13 protein-coding genes are annotated in these 10856 nt (G+C 67.3%); 1 reads left to right on the forward strand and 12 read right to left on the reverse strand.

What is annotated here, in order from left to right:
• Nucleotides 1-122 precede the first annotated feature (122 nt).
• The 12 genes from MRAB57_RS27280 to sepIVA form a co-directional block, all read right to left on the reverse strand.
• Nucleotides 123-1394 carry a nucleotide sugar dehydrogenase gene (locus tag MRAB57_RS27280; protein ID WP_083743543.1) on the reverse strand — a complete coding sequence of 424 codons (1272 nt, stop codon included), beginning with the start codon at nt 1392-1394 and terminating at the stop codon, nt 123-125.
• Nucleotides 1395-1416: 22 nt separating this feature from the next.
• Nucleotides 1417-2388 (reverse strand): NAD-dependent epimerase/dehydratase family protein, encoded by a 972-nt coding sequence (locus MRAB57_RS27285; protein ID WP_077090902.1) that lies wholly within the window; start codon nt 2386-2388, stop codon nt 1417-1419.
• Nucleotides 2385-3107: a PIG-L deacetylase family protein gene (locus MRAB57_RS27290; protein WP_216823763.1), complete on the reverse strand. Its 723-nt coding sequence runs from the start codon at nt 3105-3107 to the stop codon at nt 2385-2387. Before MRAB57_RS27290 ends, MRAB57_RS27285 begins: the two co-directional genes overlap by 4 nt.
• Nucleotides 3108-3180: 73 nt before the next feature.
• Nucleotides 3181-3474, reverse strand: a complete 294-nt coding sequence (locus MRAB57_RS27295) for an acylphosphatase (RefSeq protein ID WP_077090118.1) — start codon at nt 3472-3474, stop codon at nt 3181-3183.
• Nucleotides 3461-3886 (reverse strand): OsmC family protein, encoded by a 426-nt coding sequence (locus MRAB57_RS27300; RefSeq protein WP_077090119.1) that lies wholly within the window; start codon nt 3884-3886, stop codon nt 3461-3463. The genes MRAB57_RS27295 and MRAB57_RS27300 overlap by 14 nt, the downstream gene beginning before the upstream one ends.
• Nucleotides 3887-3919: 33 nt before the next feature.
• Nucleotides 3920-4489, reverse strand: a complete 570-nt coding sequence (locus MRAB57_RS27305) for a NifU family protein (RefSeq protein ID WP_077090120.1) — start codon at nt 4487-4489, stop codon at nt 3920-3922.
• A complete protein-coding gene (feoB, locus tag MRAB57_RS27310) occupies nt 4486-6399 on the reverse strand; it encodes a ferrous iron transporter B (protein WP_077090121.1) in 1914 nt (637 codons plus the stop codon). Before feoB ends, MRAB57_RS27305 begins: the two co-directional genes overlap by 4 nt.
• Nucleotides 6396-6680: a FeoA family protein gene (locus MRAB57_RS27315; protein ID WP_245836023.1), complete on the reverse strand. Its 285-nt coding sequence runs from the start codon at nt 6678-6680 to the stop codon at nt 6396-6398. The genes feoB and MRAB57_RS27315 overlap by 4 nt, the downstream gene beginning before the upstream one ends.
• 85 nt (nt 6681-6765) lie before the next feature.
• On the reverse strand, nt 6766-7626 hold the full coding sequence (gene mutM / locus MRAB57_RS27320) for a DNA-formamidopyrimidine glycosylase (RefSeq protein WP_077090122.1): 861 nt from the start codon (nt 7624-7626) through the stop codon (nt 6766-6768).
• Between the two features lie 13 nt (nt 7627-7639).
• Nucleotides 7640-8353, reverse strand: a complete 714-nt coding sequence (rnc, locus tag MRAB57_RS27325; RefSeq protein ID WP_077090123.1) for a ribonuclease III — start codon at nt 8351-8353, stop codon at nt 7640-7642.
• Nucleotides 8350-8946 (reverse strand): YceD family protein, encoded by a 597-nt coding sequence (locus MRAB57_RS27330; RefSeq protein WP_216823764.1) that lies wholly within the window; start codon nt 8944-8946, stop codon nt 8350-8352. The genes rnc and MRAB57_RS27330 overlap by 4 nt, the downstream gene beginning before the upstream one ends.
• A gap of 63 nt (nt 8947-9009) precedes the next feature.
• Nucleotides 9010-9747, reverse strand: a complete 738-nt coding sequence (gene sepIVA, locus MRAB57_RS27335; RefSeq protein ID WP_077090905.1) for a cell division protein SepIVA — start codon at nt 9745-9747, stop codon at nt 9010-9012.
• A 223-nt stretch (nt 9748-9970) separates the two neighbouring features.
• On the opposite strand from sepIVA, the gene MRAB57_RS27340 reads away from it, so the two are divergent.
• On the forward strand, nt 9971-10732 hold the full coding sequence (locus MRAB57_RS27340) for a thioesterase II family protein (protein ID WP_077090125.1): 762 nt from the start codon (nt 9971-9973) through the stop codon (nt 10730-10732).
• The last annotated feature ends 124 nt before the right edge of the window (nt 10733-10856 follow it).

The following is a 10856-nucleotide window of genomic DNA, read 5'->3' on the forward strand; positions in this document are numbered from 1 at the left end:
GCTCAATTCGCCGCGGCCAGCTTCACCGAGGGGTGTCGCCCGGCCCGAAGTTTGCCCAGATGTAACCGGCCCGACGCATTGGCCACAGTGGCCACATCCGTCACCAAAACGGCAGCCCTCTGTCAGGCGAGGCGCGCGATCAGGGCCGCGGCGTTGCAGGTGTCGATCAACGCGGTGGTGCAGTATTTGAGCACTTCCCAGTCCACCGCGGCATGCGCCGTCGTCACCACGATGCAGTCGTATTCTTCGGCCGTGCCGGCGGTCAGCGGCACGGACCGGAAGCCGCCATGGGGCAGTCGCAACGTCGGCACGTGCGGGTCGTGGTACTCGACCTCGGTGCCGGCCTGATGCAGGACTCGCATCAGCGCGATGCCCGCCGACTCCCGCGTGTCGCCGATGTCGGATTTGTAGGCGACGCCGACGACCAGCACGCGCGCCGGACGATCGGCCGCCGCGGTGTCGGCGAGGACGTCACGCACTCGGCGCGCGATCACCGCGGGGCGTTCGGTGTTGGCCTGCACGGCGGTGTCGAGGACCGGCGTCGAAACGTCTACCGACCGCGCGAAGTGCGACAGGTATGCAGCGTCGACCGGGATGCAGTGGCCTCCTGCTCCGGGTCCGGGGTTCAGGCCGTGATAACCGAACGGCTTGGTCCGGCACGCTTCGCCGATCTCCCAGGCGTCTAAACCTAGTGCGGTACAAAGGGTTTCGTTCTCGTTGGCGAATGTAATGTTGATCAGGCGCCAACTGTTCTCCAACAGCTTGGCCATTTCGGCTGCCGCAGTGCTCGACATGGGGTGAACGCTGTCGACCACCGTCCGGTAGAAATCAGCGATGGTCTTCGCGCACTTCTCGGTGCATCCAGACACCAGTTTGGGAATGGTCTGCATCGTCCATTCCCGGTTTCCGGGGTCGATGCGTTCCGGCGAGTAGCCGACGAACAGGTCGACACCGGGGGTCCAGCCCTGCTGCAGGAACGGCGGCAGGAAGATCCGTTCGGTGGTGCCCGGATAGGACGTGCTTTCCAGGATGACGACCGCATGCGGGGTGACAACGCGGGCAAGGGCCCTGGCCGCCGCTTCGATGTGGGAGGTGTCGGGATGGCGGTCGGCGTCCAACGGCGTCGCGACCGCGACGATCCATACGTCCGCCGGTGGAGCGGCCTCGATGGTGTCACACACGTCGACTTGCCGGTCAGCGATGGCGCGGCGGATCTTTGTCCAGTTATCCGCCTTGTGCGTGTCGGCGCGTAGCTCGCCCAATCGGACAGCATCGTTTTCGATGGCGGCCACCCGGTGACCGGCCGCCGCTGCCGCCAGGCAGACTTCGGCACCGACGTAGCCGAGTCCGATCACGTTGACGCGCAGTGCTTCTGGTGGCGGAGTAGTAGGCATGGGATTCGATTCGGTACGCCGGTTACCGGTGGCCGACGAGCGTGTCCAGCACCGTTGCGAGCGGAGTGGTGCACTGGTAATCGACCAGGGTTCGCAATTTCGTCGTGTCCGGAATCCGGCGCCGGATGTCTTTGGACGCAGGGCCGTGGGCCTCTTCGAACGGCACCCACCGGATGGATGACGTCGATCCGGTCATTGCGATGACCTCCTCGGCCAGGTCGTTGATCGAGGTTTCGACGCAGCTGCCGATGTTGATGGTGTGGCCGTGGGCCGCGGGCGTGCCGAGCGCGGCGGCGATGGCTTCGACGGCGTCGCACACCGAGGTGAAGCTGCGGGTCTGCTTGCCGTCCCCGTAGACAGTCAGCGGCTGGTTAGTGCGCGCCGACTCGATGAACCGGGGCAACACCGGGCCGTAGCGGCCGGATTGGCGTGGCCCCACCGTGTTGAACAGCCTTCCGATCACCACCGGTGCGCCGGTCTTGCGGAAGTACTCGTTGACGAGGAGCTCGCCGACGCCCTTTCCCAGCGCGTAGGAAGAACGTGGATTCAGCGGTGGGGCGATCACGATGTCGGTGGTCTCGACGAGGGGCTGCACGTCGGCATCACCGTAGATTTCGCTGGTGGAGGCGAAGAACATCGGTGTTCGGCTCTCCGACACCACCGAAAGTAATGTCCTGGTCGCCTCGATGGTCTCCAGCACCGTGCGCTCGGGATGTTGCTCGACGAAGAACCCACCCAGGTGCGCGGCCAGGTGAAAGACATGGGTGGCGCCTGCCACGGTCGCCCGCAGCAACGGTTCGTCGAGGACCGACCCCTCGACGAATTCGAAGGATTCCGAGCCCAGCGCGCCGCGCAGGTTGTCCATGGAGCCGGCGGACAGATCGTCCAGTCCGCGGACGCTCCATCCCGCGGCGAGCAGATAGTCGGCCAAATGCGATCCGATGAAACCGGCCGCACCGGTGACCACGGCGACTTTCGGGCGCTCGCGCGTCATGGCCACATCCGGGTTAGTTCGGTTGGGTGCAGGGACGTCCGGACCAACTGGAACGCCTCGCCGTAGCCGCAACTGGCCTGGCTGCCGCGAAATTTCGCTAGCGCGTCGAGCGCTTCGATCGATCGGGGCCCGGGGAAATGGACGTGGCGCGAAGGCATTTCGCCGAACGCGGCGAGCTTCGCCTCGATGGTGTCGGAAATGTCGACCGTCCAGTGCGGGCTGAACGTGGGTTCGGTACCGGGCACATTCCAAAACGTTTCGGAGATCGTTTCGTACATGGCCGTCAGGCGGATCTGGCGACCCTTCCGGTAGGGGCGGGTGGCCACGACGGTTGCTTCACAAACGATGCGGTGATCGATATGTCGGTCCGGAAACGGCAGGAACACGATCTCCGGGTTGATGCCGTCCATCACTTGTTGGATGCGGCCGTTGAGTTCCGCGACGGGGACTTGGTTCAACTCGACCGCGGAGTAATCGAAGAAGATCGATTCGCTGACCCCCAGGAGTTTGTGCGCGCGTTTCGCCTCGGCCTGGGTCAGCTCGGCGCTGCCGGCGGGAAAAATCGGCTCGTATTCGGTGCAGACGGTGACCACCGTGACCGTCGCACCCGCGCGGGCGAACGCAGCTATCGTGCCTCCGGCACCCAGCACCTCATCGTCGGAGTGCGGAGCGACCACGACGACGTCGGCCACAAGGTTGCCTTCCTGCGCTTTCCCCACCCGAAATGCTGATCAATGTAGCCGAACGACCGCACCGTGGGCGCGACAAACCGCAAAAAGGAATCGGCGTCCCTCAGCGCTCGACGAAGCCTTCGAATTGCTCGTCGGGCGGCGACCACTCGGCGACGACCTTGTCGACGCGGCCGGGCTGCGCGGGCCAGGCCGGGGCCCCTTCCAGCAGCTGCAACAGTTTCTCGCCGGCCTCGCGCGGCCCCTGCGCGAGGACCCGCACCTGGCCGTCGGGCTGGTTGGCCGCGTAGCCGGTGAGGCCGAGCTCCAGCGCCCGGCACCGGGTCCACCAGCGGAATCCGACCCCCTGCACCGAGCCGTGCACCCAGGCGGTCAGCCGGACGTCAGGACCCGACATTGTCGGCCTTGGAGGCGACCTCGAAGTCGATCGTCGTCCCAGCCTTCAGCGTGCGCCCCACCGTGCAGACCAGGTCGATCGCGCGGTTGACGACCAGCAGCAGCCGTTCCTTCTCCTCCGCGGACAGGCCGGACAGGTCGAGCTCGAGGGTCTCGGAAAGCCGCGGATAGACCTCTTCGTCGCGGTCCGCGTCGCCGGACACCCGCACCACGGCCCGGTAGTCGTCGCCGAGGCGGCGGGCCAGGGGCTGGTCGCTGGACATCCCGCTGCACGCGGCCAGCGCGATCTTCATCAGCTCGCCCGGCGTGAACACGCCCTCGACGTCTTCGGAGCCGACCAGGACCTGTGCGCCCCGCGAGCTATGTCCGGTGTAGCGGCGCGTTCCGGTGCGCTCGACCCACAGTTGCGTCATGGGTTATTTCTACCGGGGCAGCTGCCAGCGTCCTCAACGGACTATCAACGACAGCAGCTTCTTGCCCAAAGAGATTGTGGCCGAATCATTTTCGGAGGTGACCGAAACCCGCTCACCGACCCGGCGGCGCAGCTCGCGCTCGAGTGAGTCGCGCAGCGTGGAGGACGCGCCGGGGCAACCGTCGCAGGCCCCCACCATCCGCACGGTCACGGTGTTCTCGACCACCGACACCAGCTCGATCGACCCGCCGTGCGAGGCGGCCAGCGCCCCGACGGACCCGGCCAACAGCTCGGCGGTGACGGCCTCGAGCGCGCCGCCGGGCATCGACGACTCGTCGATCGCCCAGGCCGCCGGGTCCTGCAGGGCCTCGCCGAGCGCCTCGCGCACGTCGTCACCCACCGCGCGCCAACTAGCGGCGGGCCCGACGGTGATCAGGATGTCGGTGGCGCCCACCAGAAGCTCCTCGAGCACTCCGGCGTCCAGCAGCGCGCCCAGCCGGCCCGGGGCGCGGCGGACGGTGCCGGGCGCCGGCAACCGGTCGGTCGCGACCACCCAGCGCAGCTGCCGCGGGTTGGCGGTGGCGGTGGCGTGGATCGGAATCATGCGCCCAGGGCAATCGCGGCCGAGCGCGCCGCGAACGCCATGATCCAGGCCAGGACGAACATGTAGGACCACGCGATCGCGGGCCATCGCCACGAGTTCGTTTCGCGGCGCATCACCGCGACGGTCGACATGCATTGCAGCGCAAAGATGAAGTACGCCATCAGCGCGATGACGGTCGGGGCGGTGAAAATCTTGTGGCCGTCGTCGGCGGTCATGGTGGCCAGCGCTTCGTGCGGATCGTCGGGATCGGTCGCCGCCGCCACCTGGCCCAGAGTCGACACGAACACCTCGCGCGCCGACATGGAGCCGAGCAGGGAAATGTTGACGCGCCAATCGAATCCGAGCGGTTCGAATACCGGGCCCACGGCCTTGCCGACGTCGGCGGCCAGGCTGTGATCCATCACGTAGGCGGTGGCGTCCGTCGGCGACATGTGTTCGGTCTCCGCCGGACGCGCGGGCAGATTGAGCAGCACCCACAGCACCACGGAGGTGCCCAAGATGATGGTTCCGGCCTTGCGCAGGAACATCTTTGCCGAATCCCACATCGTGATCAGCACGGTCTTGGCTGACGGAAAACGGTACGGCGGCAACTCCATCGTGAACGGGAGCAGGTCGCTGCGCAGGATCGTCGATTTGAAAATCGACGCGGCGATCAACGCCGAGGTGCCGCCGCACATGTACAGCGCGAACATCGCGGCACCCTGTGCGCTCAGCGGACCCCACTGGGTCTGCGGCGAAACCAGCATGCCGACCAGCAGGGTGAACACCGGCAGCCGGGCCGAACACGTCATCAGCGGCGCGGTGATGATCGTCGCGATCCGATCCTTCGACGAGGGCAGCGTGCGGGTGGCCATGATCCCCGGGATCGCGCAGGCGAACGACGAGAGCATCGCGACGAAGGCGCGCCCCTCCAGCCCCGTCGCGGCCATCACCCGGTCCATCAGGAAGGCCGCGCGCGCCATGTAGCCGACGTTTTCCAGCAGCGCGATCAGCAGGAACAACAACACGATCTGCGGGATGAACTGCAGCACCGTGCCCACGCCGCCGATCAGTCCCTGGCCGAGCAGCCCGCGCACGACGTAGTTGCCGACGTGGTCGCTGACCAGAGCGCCCAGCCAGGTGAGCGCCTGGCCCACCCGGTCCTGCAGCGGCGCCGCGACGGTGAAGACGACCTGAAAGAAGCAGAACATCACCGCGAAGAAGATGAGCGTCCCCCACAGCGGATGCAGCACGAACCTGTCGATGCCGCGGGTACGCCGATCAGGTTGTGGCGCAGCGTAATCGGCGGCCTCTAGCACGGAGCGGCCCCACGCGTCGATCGCGTCGTTGTCCACCGGCGGCAGGATCGGCGGCCGCTGCCACTGGCCGAACGACGTCAGCTGGGCGCGCAGGGTGTCGATGCCGACGCCGCGGTTGGCCACCACCGGCACGACCGGGACGCCCAGCGCCGTCGACAGGGCGTCGACCGAGATGCCGCCGCCGCGCACGGTCAGCTCGTCGGTCATGCTCAGCGCCAGCAGGCACGGCAGATCCTGCCCCAGCACCTGGGCGATCAGGATGATCGAGCGATGCAGCGTGGTGGCGTCGGCGACGATGACGATCGCGTCCGGCCTGCCGTCGTCGTAGACCTCTCCGGCCAGCAGGTCGGCGACCACCTGCTCGTCCGGGCTGATGGGGTCCAGGCTGTAGGTGCCGGGCAGGTCCTCGATCGCGACCTCGACGCCGTCCACCTTGGTGATGCCGACACTGCGTCCGACGGTGACGCCCGGGTAGTTGCCGGTCTTGGCGCGCAGGCCGGTCAGGTGGTTGTAGACCGACGTCTTGCCCGCGTTCGGGCTGCCCACCAACGCAATACGTGCCATCCCCGCGACGGCGACGGCCGCGCCGCCCTCCTCGTGACAGGAGGTCATGCGCCGGCCCCGGGTGCGATTTCGATCAGCCGCGCCTCGCGCCGGCGCAGGCACAGCTCGGTGTCCTGCACGCGGTAGATGGTCGGGTCCCCCATCGGGGCCCGGCGGATGACCTCGATGTCGGCAGCGGGCCGAAACCCCAACTGGCGCAGCCGTCCCGCCACCATGTCGGACGCCGCGGGCGCCACGCCGGTGATGGTTGCCCGCTGGCCCACCGCGAGCTCGGCCAGCAGGGTGGGCGAACCAGTAGAACCACTTCCGCTCCGCGCGAATCTGCGCATTACCCACCCCAGTTCGAGAGGTTCATCATTCAGGTAAGGATAACCTCGCGATGCTGAGGTTAGCCTCAGCTTTTCGCGAGAAAAGTTAGCGGCGGGGACGCGGCTGGCACTTCGGGCAGTAGAACGACGAGCGGTTCATGAACTTCTCGCGGCGCATCACCGCTCCGCATCGCCGGCAGCTTTCCCCCGCACGCCCGTAGGCGTCCAGCGACCGGTCGAAGTAGCCCGACTGGCCGTTGACGTTGACGTAGAGCGAATCGAACGACGTGCCGCCCTGGGCGAGTGCCTCGCGCATCACCTCGGCGGCGGCGTCCAGGACGTCGGCCAGCTGCTTGCGGCTCAGCGTGGCCGCGATCCGGGCGCCGTTGACCTTGGCCCGCCACAGCGCCTCGTCGGCGTAGATGTTGCCGATGCCCGACACCACCTGCTGATCGAGCAGCTGGCGTTTGATCTCGGAATGCTTGCCGCGCAACACCTTTACCACGGCGTCGCGGTCGAACCGGGGGTCCAGCGGGTCGCGGGCCAGGTGGGCGACGGGCTCGGGCACCACGCTGCCGTCCACCTCCACGAGGCCGGCCAGCATCCACCCGCCGAAGGTCCGCTGATCGGCGAAGCTGAGCACGGTCCCGTCGTCGAGCAACGCGGAGATCCGGACGTGGTCGGCCCGCGGCACCTCGCCCAGCAGCATCTGCCCGCTCATACCGAGATGGACGACCAGCGCGGTGTCGGGCTCGGGATCACCGCCCAGCAGCAGCCACAGATATTTGCCGCGCCGGTCGGTCCCGGTGATCCGCTCCCCCAGCAGCCGCGCCGTGAGGTCGGCCGGACCGGCCTCGTGCCGGCGCACCGCGCGGGGGTGATGCACCCGCACCGCGGTGATCGTCTTGCCCACCACGTGGGCGTGCAAGCCGCGGCGCACCACCTCGACTTCGGGCAGCTCAGGCATTTAGGCGAGGCATCTAGGCGGAGGTTTTCCCCGCGGTGTCCATCACTTCCAGCGCTTTCCACGTCGCGGCGGCGGCCTTTTGCTCGGCCTCCTTTTTCGAGCGCCCCACGCCCGAGCCGTATTCGGTCTCCATCACGACGACCACCGCGGTGAATTCCTTGTCGTGGTCCGGGCCGGTGGAGCTGACGACGTAGGACGGCGCCCCCAGGCCGCGCGCGGCGGTTAGCTCCTGCAGGCTGGTCTTCCAGTCCAGCCCGGCCCCCAGCGTCGGGGCGGCATCCAGCAGCGGGCCGAACAATCGCAGGATCACCTCGCGCGACACCGTGATTCCGTGCTCGATGTAGATCGCACCCAGCAGCGATTCCATGCCGTCGGCCAGGATGCTCGACTTGCCGGCCCCGCCGGTGTTGGCCTCGCCGCGGCCCAAATAGAGGTGGGCGCCCAGGCCGCCCTCGCACAGGGTGCGCGCGACGTCGGCCAGCGCCTGGGTGTTGACCACGCTGGCGCGCAGCTTGGCCAGGTCGCCTTCCGAGCGGTCGGGGTGGCGGTGGTAGAGCTCGTCGGTGACGGTGAGGCCCAGGACCGCGTCGCCGAGAAACTCCAACCGCTCGTTGGTCGGCAGCCCGCCGTGCTCGTAGGCGTAGCTGCGATGCGTCAACGCCAGCGTCAGCAGCTGATCCGGGAGAACGACCCCGAGCGCGTCGACCAGGCCTTGTCGTGACGTCATCGATCACCCCGCGACCCGTCGGCGTCGTCCGGCAGCAGCGCCGTCAGCTTCGCCCACCGCGGATCGATGCGGTCGTGCTGATGGCCGGGCTCGTCGGCCATCAGCACGCCGCATTCCGGGCACAATCCGGGGCATCCCTCGCGGCACACCGGGGCGAACGGGAGCTCGAGCCCGACGGCGTCGATGACGGCCTGCTCGAGGTTGATGACGTCGTTGACCACCCGGCCGACCTCGCCCTCCTCGGTGGTCGCCTCGGTCGCGCTGTCCGGGTAGGCGAACAGTTCGGTCAACGACACCTGCACGCGCCCGTCGACCGGTTTGAGACAACGCGAGCACTCACCCGCCGTGGGACCGGCCACCGTCCCGGTGACCAGTACGCCCTCCGACACCGATTCCACGCGCAGGTCCAGCTCCAACGGGGCATCTTGCTGGATCGCGATCATGTCCAGGCCGATCCGCATCGGGCTGGGAACGGTGTGCCGCAGGGTGACCATCGATCCGGGTCGTCGCCCGAGCCGCGTCACGTCGATTGCCATCGGGGAGTTCGACGAGTTCGAACGTCGCTGCGCTGTGCTGCTGTGTTGCCGCGCCATAGAAGGAATATTACGGCGCGGATCAGCTAAAGCCACGGCCGCGAGGCCGACGGGCCCCCGCCGCTAGCGCGTCGCGTAGTCGTGCGTGCCGGCGGCGGTCCGCAGTTGGTGTCGGCCGCGGCCGACCGAACGGATCGTGCCGTTGAGGAACTCCTCGAACTCGGCGAGCTTGTTGTCGACGTAGATGTCGCATTCGCCGCGCAGCCGGTCGGCCTCGGCGTGGGCGGTGTCGATGAGCCGCGTCGACTCCGCGTTGGCGGCCTGCACGACCTCGTTGTGCGACACCAGGCGCTGCTGCTCCTTGATGCCCTCTTGCACGGCCTTCTCGTAGGCGATGTTGCCGTTTTCGATCTGCCGTTCGGCCTCGGCCTGGGCGCGGCCGACGCTCGCCTCGTATTCCCGCTTGGCGGCGGTCGCGATGCGCATCGCCTCCTCGCGGGCCTCGCCGACCATCAGTTCGCTGTGCTGGCGCGCCTCGTTCACCATGCGGTCGGCCTGCGATTTCGCGTCCGAGAGCAGCCGGTCCGCCTCCGCACGGGAGTGGTTGAGCATCGACTCGGACTCGGTGGTCGCCGAGGACACCATGGATTCGGCGTGCGTCTTGGCGTCGTGCAGCATCGAATCGCGCGCATCCAGCACGTCCTGGGCGTCGTCGAGCTCGCCCGGGATCGCGTCCTTGATGTCGTCGATCAACTCCAGCACGTCACCGCGAGGCACCACACAGCCGGCGGTCATGGGCACACCGCGGGCTTCTTCGACAATGGCGCCCAATTCATCCAGCGCTTCAAAGACTCGGTACACGGCCATACCCTCCTGGCATCTTTAAAAGATCCTGTAGTTACCAGTGTGCCTGGTGTTACGTCTGTGACGGCGGTGGCGACGCCGGTGTGTCGGACATTGGCGTCAATCGCGCGACAAAATCGATTCTTCCAGGACTTCTGCGCCGATGCCCAGGCAGGCGGCCCCGCCGACCGCCCAGTCCGCCGACCGCCGACCTCGCCGGACAGCGAAGACGGGGTGGCTAATGACGCCGCGATACGCTGCACCGGTGAACGGGCCACACGACCCAGGCAAGGACGACGTGACTCCGCCGACGCTGTTCATCTTTCCCCACGCCGGTGGTTCGACGACTTTTTACGTTCCCTTCGCCAAGGCCTTTTCCCCGGACATGAAGCGAATCGCCATCCAATATCCGGGCAAGAGCGATCGCGGCCTGACGCAGCTCTCCAGCATCCCTGACCTGGCCGAAGAGATCTTCACCATGATGACGCCCGCGGTAAAAGCCGCGGGTCAAGTGGCCTTCTTCGGCCACAGCATGGGCGGGCTGGTGGCCTTCGAAGTGGCGCTGAGGTTCCAGGCCGCCGGTTATCCGATCGGCCCGCTGTTCATATCGTCGTGCGCGGCGCCGGGCCATATCCGGTACAAGGAGTTGCAGGGATCCGACCACGACATATTGAACCTGGTCGCGCAGGTGACCGAGACGGATCCCGAGCGCCTGGCGAATGACGAATTCGCGTCGAATATCAATCCGACCCTGCAGAGCGTCCGGGCCATCGCGAACTACACCCGCGAGCCGGACGTCAAGGTGTCGTGCCCCATCCACGCGTTCGTCGGGGACGACGACCTCATCGTCGCCTCGGAGAACATGACGGCCTGGGCCGATCGCACCACCGAGGAGTTCTCCCTGCGGGTCTTCCCCGGGGATCACTTCTACCTGAACAGCAATTTGCCCGAACTGGTGAAAGAGGTCGAGGGAAGGACGCTCGACCGGTCCGCGAATAGTTAGCTGGACGCGCTCCTTCCGGCGATCCGGCCGGCGTGGGTACCCGCACGTTGCCGCATCCTGCTTATCAGCAGGCCCTTCTGCACCACTAGCACCACCGGCCGCCCCGACTTTGACCCTGATGACC

The organism is Mycobacterium rhizamassiliense (genome assembly GCF_900157375.1).
GTDB classification, from domain to species: Bacteria; Actinomycetota; Actinomycetes; order Mycobacteriales; family Mycobacteriaceae; genus Mycobacterium; species Mycobacterium rhizamassiliense.

Bases quoted from the DNA above. Each gene is read 5' to 3' on its own strand.
- MRAB57_RS27280 (WP_083743543.1), bottom strand. From the start codon at position 1,394: ATGCCTACTACTCCGCCACCAGAAGCACTGCGCGTCAACGTGATCGGA.
- mutM (WP_077090122.1), bottom strand. From the start codon at position 7,626: ATGCCTGAGCTGCCCGAAGTCGAGGTGGTGCGCCGCGGCTTGCACGCC.
- MRAB57_RS27315 (WP_245836023.1), bottom strand. From the start codon at position 6,680: ATGCGCAGATTCGCGCGGAGCGGAAGTGGTTCTACTGGTTCGCCCACC.
- MRAB57_RS27340 (WP_077090125.1), top strand. From the start codon at position 9,971: ATGACGCCGCGATACGCTGCACCGGTGAACGGGCCACACGACCCAGGC.
- MRAB57_RS27330 (WP_216823764.1), bottom strand. From the start codon at position 8,946: ATGGCGCGGCAACACAGCAGCACAGCGCAGCGACGTTCGAACTCGTCG.
- MRAB57_RS27300 (WP_077090119.1), bottom strand. From the start codon at position 3,886: ATGACGCAACTGTGGGTCGAGCGCACCGGAACGCGCCGCTACACCGGA.
- MRAB57_RS27295 (WP_077090118.1), bottom strand. From the start codon at position 3,474: ATGTCGGGTCCTGACGTCCGGCTGACCGCCTGGGTGCACGGCTCGGTG.
- MRAB57_RS27305 (WP_077090120.1), bottom strand. From the start codon at position 4,489: ATGATTCCGATCCACGCCACCGCCACCGCCAACCCGCGGCAGCTGCGC.
- MRAB57_RS27285 (WP_077090902.1), bottom strand. From the start codon at position 2,388: ATGACGCGCGAGCGCCCGAAAGTCGCCGTGGTCACCGGTGCGGCCGGT.
- feoB (WP_077090121.1), bottom strand. From the start codon at position 6,399: ATGACCTCCTGTCACGAGGAGGGCGGCGCGGCCGTCGCCGTCGCGGGG.
- rnc (WP_077090123.1), bottom strand. From the start codon at position 8,353: ATGACGTCACGACAAGGCCTGGTCGACGCGCTCGGGGTCGTTCTCCCG.